Source organism: Streptomyces humidus (assembly GCF_014649655.1).
GTDB classification, from domain to species: Bacteria; Actinomycetota; Actinomycetes; order Streptomycetales; family Streptomycetaceae; genus Streptomyces; species Streptomyces humidus.
Window position 1 is genome coordinate 118936 of record NZ_BMTL01000018.1, and the last position, 16519, is coordinate 135454.

10 protein-coding genes are annotated in these 16519 nt (G+C 74.5%); 8 read left to right on the forward strand and 2 right to left on the reverse strand.

Translation table 11 applies throughout. From position 1 onward, the window contains the following. Window positions 1-254: 254 nt before the first annotated feature. Both IE239_RS21775 and IE239_RS21780 read right to left on the reverse strand, forming a co-directional pair. Window positions 255-1376 carry an FAD-dependent oxidoreductase gene (locus tag IE239_RS21775; RefSeq protein WP_190151043.1) on the reverse strand — a complete coding sequence of 374 codons (1122 nt, stop codon included), beginning with the start codon at window positions 1374-1376 and terminating at the stop codon, window positions 255-257. A 393-nt stretch (window positions 1377-1769) separates the two neighbouring features. After that, window positions 1770-1949 (reverse strand): DUF6104 family protein, encoded by a 180-nt coding sequence (locus IE239_RS21780; RefSeq protein ID WP_003992906.1) that lies wholly within the window; start codon window positions 1947-1949, stop codon window positions 1770-1772. 151 nt (window positions 1950-2100) lie between these two features. Between IE239_RS21780 and IE239_RS43265 the strand changes: the two genes are divergently transcribed. The 8 genes from IE239_RS43265 (at window position 2101) to fxsT (ending at window position 16472) form a co-directional block, all read left to right on the forward strand. Beyond that, window positions 2101-2847: a CU044_2847 family protein gene (locus tag IE239_RS43265; protein ID WP_229878228.1), complete on the forward strand. Its 747-nt coding sequence runs from the start codon at window positions 2101-2103 to the stop codon at window positions 2845-2847. Beyond that, window positions 2844-5354: a VMAP-C domain-containing protein gene (locus IE239_RS42240; protein WP_229878229.1), complete on the forward strand. Its 2511-nt coding sequence runs from the start codon at window positions 2844-2846 to the stop codon at window positions 5352-5354. Before IE239_RS43265 ends, IE239_RS42240 begins: the two co-directional genes overlap by 4 nt. Window positions 5355-5463: 109 nt before the next feature. Continuing rightward, window positions 5464-6486 carry an AAA family ATPase gene (locus IE239_RS21800; protein ID WP_190151044.1) on the forward strand — a complete coding sequence of 341 codons (1023 nt, stop codon included), beginning with the start codon at window positions 5464-5466 and terminating at the stop codon, window positions 6484-6486. A 7-nt stretch (window positions 6487-6493) separates the two neighbouring features. Next, complete coding sequence (locus IE239_RS21805) at window positions 6494-9889, forward strand: SAV_2336 N-terminal domain-related protein (RefSeq protein ID WP_190151045.1); 3396 nt, start codon at window positions 6494-6496, stop codon at window positions 9887-9889. 25 nt (window positions 9890-9914) lie between these two features. After that, window positions 9915-10157: an FxSxx-COOH cyclophane-containing RiPP peptide gene (gene fxsA / locus IE239_RS21810; protein ID WP_229878230.1), complete on the forward strand. Its 243-nt coding sequence runs from the start codon at window positions 9915-9917 to the stop codon at window positions 10155-10157. A gap of 414 nt (window positions 10158-10571) precedes the next feature. After that, window positions 10572-11714 carry an FxsB family cyclophane-forming radical SAM/SPASM peptide maturase gene (locus IE239_RS21815; protein ID WP_229878231.1) on the forward strand — a complete coding sequence of 381 codons (1143 nt, stop codon included), beginning with the start codon at window positions 10572-10574 and terminating at the stop codon, window positions 11712-11714. Next, the gene (locus tag IE239_RS21820; RefSeq protein WP_190151089.1) at window positions 11714-13297 is read left to right on the forward strand and encodes an aKG-HExxH-type peptide beta-hydroxylase; all 1584 of its coding nucleotides are present in this window, start codon (window positions 11714-11716) and stop codon (window positions 13295-13297) included. Before IE239_RS21815 ends, IE239_RS21820 begins: the two co-directional genes overlap by 1 nt. A 133-nt stretch (window positions 13298-13430) precedes the next feature. Next, window positions 13431-16472: an FxSxx-COOH system tetratricopeptide repeat protein gene (gene fxsT, locus IE239_RS21825; protein WP_190151047.1), complete on the forward strand. Its 3042-nt coding sequence runs from the start codon at window positions 13431-13433 to the stop codon at window positions 16470-16472. Window positions 16473-16519 lie beyond the last annotated feature (47 nt).

The following is a 16519-nucleotide window of genomic DNA, read 5'->3' on the forward strand; positions in this document are numbered from 1 at the left end:
CAGTGGTCGCCCGTCGCGTCGAGGCGGTCCGATGAGATGCCCGCGTGCTCCTTCCGTCACGCCGGTGGCGATCGGCCACGTACCTTCTCGGGCTGGGTGTACGCCGCGTTCGTCATCGACGTCTTCTGCCGCATGGTCGTCGGCCGGCAGGTACAGGGACGTCCGGTACCGAGCCGTCCGTCCGGTGATCACGCGGTGGCCGTACCCGTTCCCCGTCGGGTCCGGCGGCAAGGCCGCGAACCCGGACTGAGGCATCAGGAGTGATCGAACAGCGTGACTACGCTCTGCGGTGCTTCCCGGCCGAAAAAGATCTCCAGGTTCTGCGCCGAGCGGCCGGCGGCGTCGCTGCTGCGCGGGAACAGCCGCTCTTCGTAGGCGCTGAGCGCGACCTCGATGTCGGATTGCCCGGCCAGCTCGCCGGCCAGGTCCGCGCCGTCGTACATGGCGAGGTTCGCGCCCTCGCCGGCAAAGGGCGACATCAGATGCGCGGCGTCGCCGACGAGCGTCACTCCGGGCACCCTGTCCCATGTGAGCCCGACGGGAAGGGCGTAGACGGGTCGGAGCCACGGTTCCGCGTCGCTCTCTGCCACGAAGGCGGTGAGCAGCGGTGACCAGCCGTCGAACTCGTCGGCAAGTCGGCGGAGGCCCGCGGACGGGTCGCCGAAGTCGATCGACCTCATCCACTCCTCGGGCTTGTTCAGCGCCACGTATCCGCGCACGCGCCCGTCGGCGTAGCGATGGGCGATGATGCCTTTGCCGGGCGCGACCGCCATCAGCGTGCCGCTGCCGATGGCAGCCACGCTCGCCCGAAAGTTCTGGCCGCCCGAGGTGAGGGCGATCTCTATGAAGCAGGTTCCGCTGAAGAGAGGCTCGGCGGGGGTGAGCAGCGGACGCACCGTCGACCAGGCGCCGTCCGCGCCGATGACGATGTCGGCGCGCGTGGCGGATCCTTCCGCGAAGGTGAGGACGTAGCCTCCCTCCGGACGGCGCCGGACCGAGGCGAGCTTGTGACCCCACCTGATCGTCCCGGGTGCCAGCGAGTCGATGAGCAGGCGCCTGAGTTCGCCACGATCCACCTCAGGACGGGCCGAACCGGGGTCCGCAGGCATGTCGAACAGGATCGTGCCGTGGCGGTCGACCACACGCTTGGCGTCCTCGCCCGGGCGGACCAGAGTGAGGAACTCGTCGTACAGACCAGCGGCGCGAAGCGCGACCTGTCCGGTCTCTTCGTGGATGTCGAGCAGGCCGCCCTGTGCCCGGGCCGCCGCCGAAGCCTCACCCTCGTAGATCGTCGCGGCGACGCCGTGAGCCTGAAGCACCCGGGCGAGCGTCAGCCCGCCCAGTCCCGCTCCGACGATGGCGATGGTCTTCTGCATGCTGCGCTCCTCTGCAACGCCGACACGCGTCGGCGACGGTCAGCGCCGTGAGCGGACGGGAAGTCCGGTCCCGGCAGGAGACGCTCACCGATCAGAACCATCTGCATCGATGTATGCGCGATGCCCGGCGGGTGGACCCGCGGGACATCGTTTTTCGCGACCGCGCGACTATACCCGGCATCCACCTCGCAGCGACCGGGGCCGCTCACGCTGCGACGCCACAACTCTTGCCCCGGAGAGATATCCCGAAGCGAGACCTTCCTGGGCGGTTGAGCTCAACCGTCCGGAGAACGGGAAGACCGCAGAACCGGAAGACCGGGGGGTGCCCGGGAACGGGAAGAGGGGCGTCGCCCGACGCCCCTCTTCGTGCAGCCGGCCGTGAACGGCCCGCCCCTACTCGTCGTCCTCGTCGTCCAGCCGTGCCAGCCACGTCGCCAGGCGTTCCACCGGTACCTCGAAGTCCGGATTCAGGTCGACGAACGTCCGCAGCTGCTCGGCGAGCCACTCGAAGGTGACCTCCTCCTCGCCGCGCCGCTTCTCGAGTTCCTCGATTCCGCGATCGGTGAAGTACATGGATCGTGCTCCGTGGGTGCGTCGCAGGGATAGGGATCCCCCCTCGGGGGAAGGACCCTTGTTCCTGTGAGGGGAGGAAGGGGTCGCTCTCCGGTGCGGAGGGGACAGGAAAAGGATAGGCGCAGGGGGACAGGGGAAGCGGGGGAGTGCCATGAGCGGTGAGGACGTGACACGGGTGGCGCGCATCGCGCTGCCGGACGGGACGCCCGTATGGGCCAGGATCTCGGGCGCAGGCGAGCTGTCCGCGCCGTCCGGGCGGTTGTCGTACAGCGACACCGGGTTCGCGGAGCGGGTGGAGGCGAGCGTCGAGAGCCTGCACGCGCTCGTCACGGGAGTCGCACGGTCGCTGGCGGAGCCGCTGCGCGCGGTGCGGCCGGACGAGGTGAGCGTCGAGTTCGGCATCGAGCTGACCGCCAAGGCCGGGAAGGTCGTCGGCCTGCTCGCCGACGGCGAGGCCAAAGCGGGCATCACCGTGACCCTCACCTGGAACAGCGGGCCGCCGGACCTCGACGCGCCGCCCCCTGCCACGGCGACGCGCGCTCCGACGGGGGCAGGCACCGCGACGGGGGCACCCGCGCCCGAGGACGCGGCCCTCGCGGCGCCGGGGCCCCGCGCGCGTGCCGACGTCCCGCCGGGACGTGTCCCGGCCCCCGCCGACCCCGTGCCGAGTGCGCCGCACGCGCCCTACCCGGCCCATCCGCCCCGCCCGCCCCGTCCACCCCGCGCACCGGACGCGCCCCCCGCTGCGGACGCCCGCGCGCAGGACGGCCCAGCGGCGGACGGCCGGGCGGCGGGCGGCCCGGGGGCGGACGGGGACCCGGCTCGGCGCGCCGGGGCGTCTCCCGGCGCGCCGATGCACGGGGGCGGCGACGGCCCCGGCGGCGGGGGCGGAGCGTGACGGGCGGGCACGCCCCGGGCGCATCGAACGCCTTCGATGCGGCCCGCCGTGCGCTGCGTGGACTCGTCGTGGCGGCGACGGTGCGCATTCATCGCCCGGTCGTCGGGTATGCCCTGGAGGAGCCCGCAACGTTCCTCGGGAGCGGCTTCTTCGTCGCCCCGAACTGGGTTCTGACCTGCGCACATGTGGCCTGCGGCGGGGAGGGGGGCGAGGTCGCGGTGGTGTATGAGACAGCGCCGGGACGCGGCGTGTCGACGGCCCCCGGCAGGGTCGTGGCGACGCTCCCCGACCTCGCCGGCGACGCCGGACGGACCGCGCCCGCCGGCAACTGGCCGGCCCCGGACCTCGCCCTGGTCCAGCTGACCTCACCCGTCGTCGACCACGAGTGCGTCTACGTCTCCGAGCGCCCGGCGGCCTACTACGGCGAGGGCAGGGTGCTGTACGCGGGCTGGACCGAGAACGAGGGCCGCCTCCAGGTCATGGACGGAACGCTCACGGTGCAGGGCACCATCGGCGGCTGGTCCTCGGACGTGCAGATGCGCCTGGGCGACAACGACCTGCCGTACGGCGTCTCGGGCGGCCCGGTGATCGACCCCGTGCGCGGCGAGGTGATCGGCGTGCTCAAGGCGCGCTCGGACCACCGGCCCGGCGGCACGTCCACCGGGATCGAGCAACTGCGCACCCTGCGGGTGCCCGGGGAGCGGGCGACGGCCGAGCACAGCGACGTCTACCAGGCGGTCTTCCATGCCCACGACCGCTACCACCGCGACCGGCAGCGCCACCCGGCGTCCCGCCGCCAGACGTGGACCGACGTGCAGGGCCGGCTCGGCGCCCGTCCGGGCCGCACGCTCAGTCCGGACGAGCGGATCCAGCTGCTGGGCCGGCTCGCCGAACTCCCGCCGCCGGAGAGCACCCGCGGCCTGCTGGACATCCTCGACTCGCTCCCCGACTTCCAGGCCTCCACCCCGCTGCCCGCGCCGCGCGGCTGGCGCGACGGCCTCGGGGCGCTGTACGAGAGCGCCAGTGACGACGGGGCGCTGGAGCTCGTGCTCGACTACGCGATGCGCGCGATGTCCGCTCCGCGCCCCTTCGTCGTGCCGAGCACGTCCGACGCCGAGAAGGCCCTGTGGGTGTGGGTGTGGCAGGCCGCGCAGCGCCTGAGCGCCCGCTACCGCTCCGGCCTGGCCGAGCAGCGGATGGAGCGGTTGCGCAGGCGGGAGGAGGCCCGGCGGCGGTCGGACGGCGACGAGCCCGGCACGCTCTTCGACAGGCCGGGCACGGTCCTGGACAGGTCCGGCACGGTCCCCGGCGGGCCCCGCCCGCCACGCCCGGGCCGTGACGTCGCCGCGAGGCCCGGCCCGCGCGTCCCGCAGCGGCGGATCGCGTCCGACGCACGCGTGCGTGCCCGTGCCGTCGCCGGTGCGGCGCGGCCGTCCGCCCTGGTCGAACTCATTCGGCGCGGCTGGGAGCCGGACCGCTGCGACTGGTCGGTCTCGGTCGCCGGGCCCGGCGGCGAGGCGGTCCGGCTGCACGAGGCCGAACGCACCCCTCTCGCCGACCTGCCCGCGCACCTGGCCGGTCCGCTGGCGGAGGCCTTCCGGCACTGCGACGAGCCCGGCAGGCCCGCGCTGTTGCAGGTGGCGCTGCCCCACGCGCTGCTGGGCCTCGAGGTGGACGCCTGGCAACTCCCGCCCGACACGGAGCCGTTGGGTGCGCAGCGGCCGGTCGTCGTGCGCTGCGCGGACCGCGACCGGCTCCCCGGGGAGGCGTACGGCGCGTTCGGCGCGGACGGTGCCTATGAAGGCTATGGAGCCTATGGAGTAGACGCTCCGGACCACTTCCGGCCCGACCGCGACGGCCCCGACCGGGCCCGCGGCCGTCACCCCGGTGACGGCATGGGCGACTTGGGCGACATGGCTGCCGTGGACGGCGTGGACGGCGTGGAGGCGCGGGACGGCCTGGAGGCGTCGGTGCGGGCGTCGCGGGACGAACCGAACGACTGGGGCGACGTGGACGACTGGGGTGACCTGGACGGCCGGGACGACCTCGAGGAGGAGCGCCGGGCCCGCTGGCGTTGGCTGCACGCCCACCGCGCGCGGGCCGAAGTCCTGGACTGCGACGAGGGCCTGCGCAAACCCGTGCCGTCGGTGGAGCAGTTGCGCGCCCTGTCGCACGGCACCGTCCCGGTGCTCTGCCGGTACGGCGACCTCCGCTACGAGGACGACGCGGAGGCACTCGCCCGGATCGTCCTCGGCGGCTACGGGGTGGCCCTGTGGCGCCGTCGGCGCGGCCGGCCCGACGCCGTGTGCGGTGAGTTCCACCGCGGCACGATCGACGAGATCGCCGAACCGGCCAGCGCGCATCACCTCCCCGAGGCCGTGCACGACCTCCGCATGCGGCTGCGCGCGGGACGCACGGAGACCTTCTGGGCCGACGGCGTGGCCCTGCTGTACGACGACCCCCACCATCCCCTCCCGGGCGCCGGCGACCTGCTGGAGGCCCCTTGAACCCAGCCGCCCGCGGGGCTCATCGGCCCCTTACCAGGCACTCTCAGGATGGATAACGTGATGCACGTTCGGACGGCCGCGGCGGTGGACGAGTGACGAGGACCGGATCATGACCGAATCCAGTGAGTGGCTCATCTACCGAGGCGCCGGCGAACCGCACGACGGGATCGAGCGGCTGCCCTCTCCGCCCCCCTGGCGGGACTTCACCAGCCGGGACGCCGCCGGCTCCGGCGACGGGTCCGAGGACCGCAGGCTCGGTGCGCACCGGCATCTGGCCGAACTGCACCGGCCGGGCGCCGAGGAGCTGGAGATGATCAACGCGGCGCTCTATCTGCGCCGTCCGCTGCTCGTCACGGGCAGTCCCGGCGCGGGCAAGAGCACCCTCGCCCACTCGGTGGCGTACGAACTCGGCCTCGGCAACGTGCTGCGCTGGTCCATCGTCAGCCGCTCCGCCCTCCAGGACGGGCTCTACCACTACGACGCCATCGCCAGGCTCCAGGACGTCCAGATCGCCGCACAGGGCGGGTTCGGGTCGGCGGCCGGCTCGCCCGGCGCGGTCGAGGGCATCGGCAGCTACCTCCGGCTGGGGCCGCTCGGCACCGCGCTGCTGCCGTCCGACACCCCGCGCGTGCTGCTCATCGACGAGCTCGACAAGAGCGACATCGACCTGCCCAACGACCTGCTGAACGTCCTGGAGGAGGGCGAGTTCGCGATCCCCGAGCTGGAGCGCGTCGCCGACCGGCTGCCGGACGGCGAGGCGGAGGTGCTGACCGCCGACGGGGTGAAGGTCCGGGTCCGCGACGGCCGGGTGCGCTGCCGGGCCTTCCCGTTCGTGGTGCTCACCAGCAACGGGGAGCGCGACTTCCCGGCCCCGCTGATGCGCCGGTGCATCCACCTGGAGCTGGGGCGCCCCGACCACAACCGGCTCGCCACCTTCGTCCGCGCTCATCTCGGTGACGAGGCGGCACGCGCGGGGGACGATCTGATCACCCGGTTCCTGGAGCGGTCGCGCAGTGAACTCCTCGCCGCGGACCAGCTGTTGAACGCGATCTACCTCACCGACGCGGCCGCGCCGCCCAGCCGCGACCGCCTGGCCGACCTGCTCGTCCAGCGACTCGACCGCCCGAGGTGAGGGCCTGATGCCCGACGCAGCGGCCCGTCACGGCCCCGTCCCGCCCGACGGGAACCGTCCCGACGCCGGACCCCCGCCGGCGCACGGCGGCGATCCGCTCGCCGAGCTCGTCGCGCGACTGCGCGGCGTCGGACTCGACCCCGATGTGGCGCAGTTGTGCGACGCGCTGTGGCTGGCCCGATGGGCCCGGCCGGCGGCCGCGCCGGACGCAGACGAGACGCGGTCCGGACGCGACGGGCGGCCGGCGCGGCCCGGCGGACCGCACGGCCGCGCCGCGACCACATCGCCGCGGAGCGACCGGAGGGACCGGAGCGAACGCCCGCGACGGCCGCCGCAGGACGTGACGCCCGACGGGCGGGTGAGCCTGTACCCGGTGCCGCAGGACGGGGCGCCGCGTGGCCGGGGCGCGAGCCGGACCACCGCGTTGCCGGTGGGCGTGCCCGCCGCCCCCGCACTGCCGTCGCTGCTCGAACTCCAGCGCGCGCTCAGGCGGTTGCAGCGCTACCGCAGCCCCGCACCGCCCCTGCGCACACGCCTCGACGAGACCGCGACGGCGGAGCGCAGCGCGCAGGCGGGCGGACTGATCCTGCCCGTCCACCGTGCCGTCACCCGGCGCGACGCCCGGCTCCAACTGGTCCTGGACGCCTCCTCGTCGATGCGCGTGTGGGACCGCCTCTTCGTCGAACTGCAACAGGTGTTCGGCCAGTTGGGAGCCTTCTCCGACATCCGCGTCAGCCATCTGCACCAGGGCCCGGACGGCGAGGCGGCCGTCAGCCGCAGCCCCGACGCCTACGCGGCGCCGCTGCACTCCACGGACCGGCTCAGCGACCCCACCGGCCGCCGGATCGTCCTGTTCGTCAGCGACTGCGCGGGGCCCCTGTGGCACAGCGGCCACGCGCACCGGCTGCTGCACCACCTCTCCCGCCAGGGGCCGGTCGCCGTGCTCCAGCCGCTGCCGCAACGCCTGTGGAACCGCACCCGACTGCCCGTGATGTTCGGCGAGTTGAGCCGGGGCGAGACGCTCCGCGGAGCCGCCGCACTGTCCGTGCGCACCCCGGCGGGCGTCCCGGCGGAGGCCCGTGGGGGAGCGCTGCCGGTGCCGGTGCTGCCGCCCGAGCCGGTGGCCCTCGGCGCCTGGGCCGGACTGCTGGCCGGCGGTGGGCCCGTGCCCGGCGCCGTCGGCTGGGTGCGCGCGGACCAGCAGCCCGCGCCGGCCCCGCGCGCGGACCGGCGTCGCACGCCCTTCGAGCGGGTCAGCAGGTTCAGTTCCAGCGCCTCCCCGGCCGCCGGACGGCTCGCCGTCCAGCTGGCCGCCGCGCCGCTGTGCCTGCCGGTGATGCAGCTCGTCCAGCGCACGATGCTGCCCGACTCGGGCCCGTCCGACCTCGCCGAGGTGCTGGTCGGCGGTCTGCTGACGCGCGCGTCCGAGGACCACGCCGACGGCGGCGCCCAGTGGTACGGCATCGAGCCGGACATCCGGGACGCCCTGCTGTCCCGGCTCGGCCGCGACGAGGCCATGCTCGTGCTCAAGCACTGCTCGGAGTACATCGAGCAGCGCTTCGGCAAGGGCGGCCCCAACTTCCCCGCCCTCGCCCTGGCCCAGCTCGGCGACAGCGGTGCGGGCCGCCCGTACGCGCCGGCCGTCCGGCCCGCCGACCACGCCGACCACGCCGACCACGGCGGAACCGGCGAGGAGACCCCCGTGCCGCAGCCGTTCGCCGAGGTCGCGGCACGCGTCCTGCGCCGGTTCATGCCGCTGCCCGAGCAGTTCGAGAGCCACGGCGCCCGGACCGGCCCGGGACCGGACGCGGACCGGCCGACCCACCAGGCGGTCCGCCGCGCCCGCGCGCTGATCGAACGCTTCGACGCCGAGGGCATGATCCAGGACGTCATCGACGCCGTGCAGCTGCTGCGCGGCGCCACCGGCCGCGAGCGGCCCGCCGGCGCGGACCCTGAACTGTGGGCCGAGTACGCGCACTGCACGCTGCGTCTGTGGGAGGTGCAGGGCGGCGACGAGCTGCTTCAGGAGGCCGAGGCGGCCGCGGAACGGGCCGCCGCGCATCCGCGCCGACTGCACGAACGAGCCGTGCTGGCCCGGGTGCTGCACGCGGCCGCGACCGACCGCAGGCGGCACGGCGATCCGACCGGCGCACTGGATCTGCTGCGCCGCGCCGACCGCGAGTACGCCGTCGCCTGCGCGGCCCCCGGCCTCGACGAGAACCAGGCGCTGAAGCTCACCCTGGAACGGGTGCGCGCCCTGGAGGCGCAGTGGCGGCTCGGCGGGGACAGCGCCCTGCTCCAGGGCGCGGTCGGCATGCTGGAGGCCTTCGCCGACGTCTGGCCCGACCGCCGGCAGCGGCCGCCCGAACTGCCCCTGGAACACGGCCGGATCCTGCTGCGGCTGTCCGGCGCCACCGCCGACCCCGGCCAGGCCCGGCTCTACGCCGAGCAGGGGGCGCAGTCCCTGCGCAACGCCCTGGACTCCGACGCGGAGCCCTACGACGCCGAGTCGGCACGCGCGCGCGTACGGATCCTGCTCGACCTGGTGGACGCGCTGCTGCAGGCGGGCGGCCCGCTGCGCGACGCCCAGGCCAGGGTGGACGAGGCTCTCGCCCTGGTGCGCGAACAGGGCCAGCGGGCGGCTCTGCTGACGCGGGCCGGCCGGATCGCCGTGGCCCGTTACGCCGAGTCGGGCGAACCGGCGGAACTGGAGGCGGCCGCGGACCGCTTCGAGCAGGCCGCTCAGCGCATGTCACGGGACGCGCCCGCGCACGCGGACGTCCTCGCCGAATGGGGCGAGACGCTGCTGCGGCTGGCCGGGCTCCCGTACGCGCGCGCCCAGGGGATGCTGTCCCGGGCGATCCGCGTCCTGCGGGACTGCCGGATGGAGACCCCGGCGGGCAGCCGCCGGGTCGCCCACCGGCTGCTGCTGCTCGGCCGCGCGCTGATGCTGCGCTACCGGCTGCGCGGGGACCGCGTCGACCTGCGTGAGGCCGAGCACCTCTTCGGCCTCGCCGCAGCGGACGCGGAGGACCCGCTGCTGGCCGCGCGCTGCAGCCTGGACCTCGGTCAGGTCCAGTACGAGGCCTATCGCAGCCTGCGCCGTCCGGCCCGCCTCGACCTCGCGGTCGACGCGTTCCGGGACGCGGCGGAGGCCGCTCGGGAGGCGGAACAGGTGGCCGAAACCGATCGCCGCCGTCAGGAGGCCGTCGAACTGGGCGCGCAGGCGCACCACTGGCGGGGTAGGTCTTATGAGGCGGCCGCGCGGCCGCGCGCGGCCCGCGAGGCCTACCGGATCGCGCGCAAGGAGTGGTCGCGGCTGCCGGAGGGCGGTCTGGTCGCCGACGGCCCGACGCCCGCCGACACGGCGGCGCGGCTGGCCGCACTGGAGCGGGTGACATGAGCCCGGCGAACGGGGAGGGACGGGCATGGACGTACGGGGCGAGCCCACGGGGATGACGCGCGCGGCGGGGACGGCCGTGGCGCCGCGGGCGCCGGACGAGACCTTCGCGCCGGATCCTCTGCCGGAGCCGCTGCCGGATCTGCTGGCCCTGGATCTGACCGAGTTGGGAACGATCGGCCATCCCGTGCTGCGCGAGGTCGTCGCGGAGCTGCGCGACCGGGCGGGGCTGTCGAGCGAGACGCTGTGGGGTTTCGACTCCGTACTCTGACCCCGCCCGGCCACACCACGCCGGTCCACGGCCCGAACCGGCTCGAACTGCCGTGTCGCCCGAGGGCCTGAACCGCCAGGACCGCCCGAGCGGCCTGGACCGACCGGAGCTGCCGTGTCGCCCGCACCGGCTGAGCTGTCGAGCCGGTCCGCTCGAGCCGCCCGAGAGCCGCGCCCGCCGAGTCCGCCTCCGGACCGGTGCGAGGACGATGCGAGGGCTGTGCGAGGCCGGGAGTCGGTGTGCGTCGCCGCCCCGGAGAAGCGGGTGCGTGAGCTGATTCGATCGTTTGTCGTCAGTTCTGGGCTGATGTGTGCGCGACTCGGACAAAAACGGTCTGGCGGGGTTTGTGCCCGGCGTCGGTCCGGGAAAGCGCCCCCGTGCGGCGCACAGGGGCGAAGGCATGGGGGTGCTGGAGTGTCCGGACAGGCCTTCCGGCAGTTCATCGTGAAGGTGCACGGCCGCTGCAACCTCGCCTGCACCTACTGCTACCTCTACGCGGGCCCCGACCGGACCTGGCGCTCCCGACCCGCGGCCGCCGCTCCCGAGGTCCTCGACCGCACCGCGACCCGGATCGCCGAGCACGCCCGTGCCCACGCCCTGACCTCGCTCTCGCTCGTCCTGCACGGCGGCGAACCCCTGCTGGCCGGGGCCGGGACGCTGGCCCGCTTCACCGCGCTGGTCCGCGACCGCGTCCCGGCCGGCTGCACCGTCGACGCCGTCGTCCAGACCAACGCCACCCTCCTCACCGCACGGCGGCTCGCCGTCCTGGCCGACTCCGGCCTGCGGATCGGCGTCAGCCTCGACGGGGGTCTCGCCGCGCACAACGCGCGGCGCGTCGACCACGCCGGACGCCCGTCCTGGCCGGCCGCCTCACGCGGGGCCCTGCTGCTCGCCGACCGCGCCCCGCAGGCGTACGCCGGCGTCCTGACCGTCGTCGACGTCACGCTGGACCCGGTGGAGACGTACGAGTCGCTGCTCACCCTGCGCCCGCCCGCGCTCAACCTGCTGCTGCCGCACGGCAACTGGTCCGCCCCGCCGCCCCACTGGGCGGGCGCCCGGCACGGGGAGTGGCTGTGCGCCGTCTTCGACCGCTGGTGGACGGCCGGCAGGCGGGAGACGCGGATCCGCCTCTTCGAGGAGTGCGTCGCTCTCCTGCTGGGACTGCCCTCGGCCACCGAGGCCCTGGGGCTCGCGCCCTTCGACGCGGTCGTGGTGGAGACCGACGGATCCGTCGAGCAGGTCGACTCCCTGAAGTCGGCCTACGACGGCGCCGCCCGCACCGGCCTGGACGTCTTCCGGCACGCGTTCGACGAGGCGCTGCGGCACCCCGCGGTGGCGGCCCGGCAGGCGGGCGCCGCCGCCCTCGCGGACCGGTGCCGGGCCTGCCCCCTGCTGAGGGTCTGCGGAGGCGGCCACTACGCCCACCGGTACCGGGCCGGCCACGGCTTCCGCAACCCGTCCGTGTACTGCGCCGATCTCCAGCGCCTCATCCACCACGTCGCCGCCCGACTCGCGACGGACGCGACCCCCGCGGTCCGCGACGAGGTCGCCTCGTGATCGCGTCGTCGGTCCCGGACGAGGCTCTCGTGGAACTCGGGAGCACCGGGGGCGGCGCCGGGACGCTCGCGCTCCTGGTGCGGGACCAGGACACCCGGCGGCTGCTCCTGCTGCGCGCCGTGCTCGACGCGGTCGACGCGGCGGATCCCGCTGTCTGCCCCGCCGAGCGCAAGGCGCGGCTGCGCGAGGACTGGGCCATGCTCGCCGAGGCCGACCGCGCACCGTCCCCCGCAGCCACCCCTCGCCCGCCCGGGGGCCGCCACTCACCCGGCGCCCCTCGTCCGTCGGCCGCCCACCCCGGCCCGCCCGGCGCCGTTCACCCGCCCAGCGCCCACCACCACCCACCGGGTGCCGTCCACCCGCCCGGTGCCGTCCACCCGCCCGGCGGCGCGCTCTCGCCCGCGCGTGCCCGCATCTTCCATCCCCTCACCGGCCCGTGGGCCCTGAGCTGCCTGCGGGGACTCGACCACCGCGAGCGTTCCCCGGACGGGCGCGGAGCGCGCAGGCTCCGGCAGGACCTCGCCCACTTCAGCGCCGTCGCCGCCGTCGCGGCGGCCCGTGCCGGAATCCCCTTCGCCGTCCGCCTGACCGCCCGCGCCGGCGTGCTCACGCTGCCCTCCCTCGGCTCCCTGCGCACGGCCGCCCCGGGCGACGCCCCCGTCGGCCTCGGGCACCGGGACGGAAGGCTGACGTTCCGTCAGTCCGGCGTGCCGGACGTCGTCGTGCACCTGGAGAGCGGGATCGGGGCCTGGTCCGGGGCCCTGGCCTGGACGTCCGCGCACGCCCTGCCCGGGCTGCTGCCGGACGCCGCCCCCATGCCCCTGGACGACCTCGACCCGTACCGGGGCGCACCCGGTCCCCGGCACCGCACGCTCGGCGGCCCGGCCACCCTCGACGACGCGGACCGCAAGCGGTGGCTGCAGGCCTGGTCCGGCACCGCGGCCGCACTGCGCACCGGCGGCGAGCAGCGGGTGACCGAGGCGTCGGCCCTGCTGCGCTGCCTGGTCCCGCTGGAGCGACCGCCCGGCGCGGGCGCCGACGGGCGGGACAGCTGCAGCGCGACCCGCCACGAGGCGTTCGGCGCCCTGCTCGCCAGCCCTCCGCAGGACGCCGTGGCCCTGGCGGCCACCGTCGTCCACGAACTGCACCACGCCAAACTCGCGGCCCTCGGCGATCTGGTGACGCTCCATCACGCCGGTTCCGAAGCGCGCTACTTCGCCCCCTGGAAGACCGCTCCCCGGCCCTACGACAGCCTGCTGCAGGGCGTCTACTCGCATCTGGCCCTCGCGGAGTACTTCCAGCGCCGGGCACTCGTCACCCCGCCCCCCGACGCCGAGTACGCCTGGTCCCGGCACGCCCGCTACCGCGCCCAGGTGGCAGCGGCCCTGCCGGCCCTCGTCGCCTCGCCCGACCTCACCGTCCCCGGACGCCGGTTCGTCGACGAGATGGCCGCCGCCTACGAACGCATGGCCGAACACCCGGCGCCCCGCGACCACACCGTCCGGGCCCAGGCGTACGTGAAGGCCGCGCGCGCCCTGTGGACGCAGCGTCATGCTCCCGCCCTGCCACGCCCGAAAGGATGAGGATGGCCTGCGCGGCGCCCTCGGGTGCGCGAAGATCGTCGGGCCGAGGCGCGCGCCGAACGGGTCCGCGGACTTACGCGCGCCGCGCCGAGGTCCTACGATTTTCGAGGTACTACGTGCTGGAGGCCGCTGCATGTCTGGAGCTCGTACGCCGGTCGGGGCAACCGGGAGGAGGTCCGCGAAGCAGACGGTCACGATCCACTTCGCGGGGTTCAACCGGGCCTGGGCGGCCTGGATCGGAGACCGGCTCGAACGGCGCGGCCTGCGGGTCGTCTACCTGCGCTGGGACTCCCCGGCGGATGTGCCCCTGGTCGACCTGCTGCGCGACCTCGAACTCGCCGAGGGACGCATCCTCATCGTCGTCAGCGAGTGGTACTTCCAACTCGGGCCCCGCACGCAGGAGGAGTGGAACACGGCGCTGCGCGAGGTCGTGGCCCCCGACCCGTCCCGGTTCGCCGCCGTCTCCGTGACCACGGCGTCCGTGCCCGCGGCGACCGCCGTCCTCGCCCCGGTCGACCTCACCAACATGGGCTCCGAAGAGGCCGAGCGCCGCCTGTTCGACCGGCTCGACCTGCCGCTCGACCCGCTGCCCGAGACCCCCGACGCCGCCCGCCGCGGCCCCCGCTTCCCCGCGGCGATGCCCGAGGTCTGGGGCGGGGTGCCCCGCCGCAACACCCGCTTCACCGGCCGCGAGGTGCTGCTCAACGACGCCTACCACCTCCTCCAGGGCGCGGAGCCGGGCGCCGGCGTGGTCACGTTCCACGGCATGTCCGGGGTCGGCAAGACCCAGATGGCCGCCGAGTACGTGTACCGGTTCGGCTCCGAGTACGACGTCGTGTGGTGGGTCAACGCCGAGAAGCGCGTCACCTACCGCCGTCTGCTGGCCGAACTCGCCCCGAAGCTGGGCCTGCAGACCGGCCAGGAGTACGGCGAACGGCTGCGCGCCGTCCGCGACGCGCTGCGCCGCGGCGACCCCTACGGGCGCTGGCTGCTGATCCTCGACGGAGCGGACGAACCCGACCAGGTCTGGGACCTGGTGCCGACCGGCCCCGGCCATGTCCTGATCACCTCCCGCAACCCCGAATGGACCGAGCACAACAGCAAGTTGCTGGAGGTGCCCGTGTACGCCCGGGACGAGTCGGTGGCGTTCATCCGCCGCCGCGCGCCCCGGCTGTCGGAGGCCGAGGCGAGCCAGCTCGCGGACGCGCTGGAGGACCTGCCGCTGCTGCTGGACCAGACGGCGGGCTGGCTGAACGACTCCGACCTGTCCGTGCGGGATTACATCGCCCTGCTGGACGGCGGCATCGACAACGACGTCGTGAAGGTGTCGGCGGACTTCCCGCTCGCCTTCCAGACCGCTTGGTCGATACTGCTGAACAAACTCCGTGAGACCGTCCCCGAGTCGGTCGACCTGCTGCGGCTGTGCACGTTCTTCGCCCCGGGCTTCATCCCCGTCCGCCTGCTGCGCGAGATGTCCAGCGACGAACTGCCCGAACAGCTCGCCGGACTCCTCAACGACCCGCTGCTGTGGAACAAGGCGATCAACCAGCTCCGCCAGTACTCGGTGGTCCGCCTCGAGTCACACGAGACCGCGGGCGAAGAGGGCTCCGTGTCCGGGGAGTCGCTGTACCTGCACCGCATGGTCCACCAGATCGTGCACAAGGACATGCCGGACGCGGACCGCAAGGAGTTCGTCGACGTCGTACGGAAGGCCCTCGCGGGAGCCGACCCGCGCCGTCCCACCGACCCCGACCTGTGGCCCGGGTACGCCGAGATCGTGCCGCACCTGAAGTACGCGGACGTGCTGCAGACCCAGGACCCGAACGTGCAGCGGCTGGTCTTCAACTGCCTGCGCTACATGTACTTCTCCGGCGAGTACAACGCCGGAATCAAGCTCGGCGAACGCGCGATGGACGCCTGGCGCGAGCTGCTCGGCCCGACGCACCCCAGGATCTGGGAGCTGACCTACCACTACACCAACCTGCTGCGGGCCACCGGCGACTACGCGCGCACCGAGGCCCTCAGCCGTGCGGCCGCCGAGCACCTGAAGGCCGAGCGCGGGTCCCAGGACCTGGAGCACCTGCGGGCCGCCGCGGGCCTCGCCGCCGACCTGCGCGGCCTCGGCCGCTACGACGAGGCGCTGGAACTGTCCGAGTGGGTGCTGGTCGCCTACCGCGAACTGCTCGGCGAACAGGATTCGCGCAGCCTCAACTCCCGCAACAACCTGGCCGTCTCGCTGCGCCTCCTCGGCCGCTACCAGGAGGCCCTGGAACACGACCGGCGCACCATGGAGTCCCGGCGCCAGCTGCTGCGGGCCCGGCATCCGTGGACCCTCGGCTCCGAGATCTCCTACGCCATCGACCTGCGCCTCCTCGGCAACTACACCGAGGCCGAGTCCATCCAGGCGAACAACGTGGGCGAGATCCGCCGGGTGCTGGGCCGCGACAACCCGCAGACCCTCAAGGCCGAGCACAACCTCGCGCTGTGCCGCTACCGCCTCGGCGACCGCGACCGCCGCCGTGACCGCGGCGCCGACCCGCAGGAGCCCGGGGACCTGCTGTCCAGCGTGCTGGAACGCGGCGAGCGGGTGCTCGGCGAGACCCATCCGCTGACCTTGATCTTCGCGACGGCCCAGAGCTGCTACGCCCGCGAGCACGGCGACATCGACCGGGCCCGCGAGCTCAGCGAGGCCGTCGTCGCGCGCTACGAGGTGATGCTCGGCGAGGGCCATCCCTTCGTCGCCGGCGCGCGGGCCAACCAGGCGCTGATCCTGCGCAACGTCGGCGAGCGGGAGGCCGGGCACGTCCTCCTGGAGCAGGCGCTCGCGGCGATGACCGAGGCGGTGGGGGAGAACCATCCCTGGACGCTGGGCTGCGCCCTGAACGCCTCGGCCCTGCGCAACATCGTCGGCGACACCGAGAGCGCCGCCGACCTCAGCCGGGACACCGTGACCCGCGCCGTCGAGTCGCTCGGCCGCACCCATCCGCTGACCCTGTCGGCACGGATCGCCCACGCGGCGGACCTGCGCGGCCTGCGGGACCGGCGGCAGGCCGAGAAGGCCGAGCAGGAGGCCCTCGCCGACCTCGACGCGACGCTGGGCAGCAAGCATCCGCACACCGTCTCGGCCCGCTCCCGAAACCGCCCGTACTGGGACTTCGAACCCCAGGTCATCTGAGGACGGCACGCCGCAGGGCCCGGCCCCCGGAAAGCTCAGCTTTCCGG

Bases quoted from the DNA above. Each gene is read 5' to 3' on its own strand.
- IE239_RS21775 (WP_190151043.1), bottom strand. From the start codon at position 1,376: ATGCAGAAGACCATCGCCATCGTCGGAGCGGGACTGGGCGGGCTGACG.
- IE239_RS21780 (WP_003992906.1), bottom strand. From the start codon at position 1,949: ATGTACTTCACCGATCGCGGAATCGAGGAACTCGAGAAGCGGCGCGGC.
- IE239_RS43265 (WP_229878228.1), top strand. From the start codon at position 2,101: ATGAGCGGTGAGGACGTGACACGGGTGGCGCGCATCGCGCTGCCGGAC.
- IE239_RS21800 (WP_190151044.1), top strand. From the start codon at position 5,464: ATGACCGAATCCAGTGAGTGGCTCATCTACCGAGGCGCCGGCGAACCG.
- IE239_RS21805 (WP_190151045.1), top strand. From the start codon at position 6,494: ATGCCCGACGCAGCGGCCCGTCACGGCCCCGTCCCGCCCGACGGGAAC.
- fxsA (WP_229878230.1), top strand. From the start codon at position 9,915: ATGGACGTACGGGGCGAGCCCACGGGGATGACGCGCGCGGCGGGGACG.
- fxsT (WP_190151047.1), top strand. From the start codon at position 13,431: ATGTCTGGAGCTCGTACGCCGGTCGGGGCAACCGGGAGGAGGTCCGCG.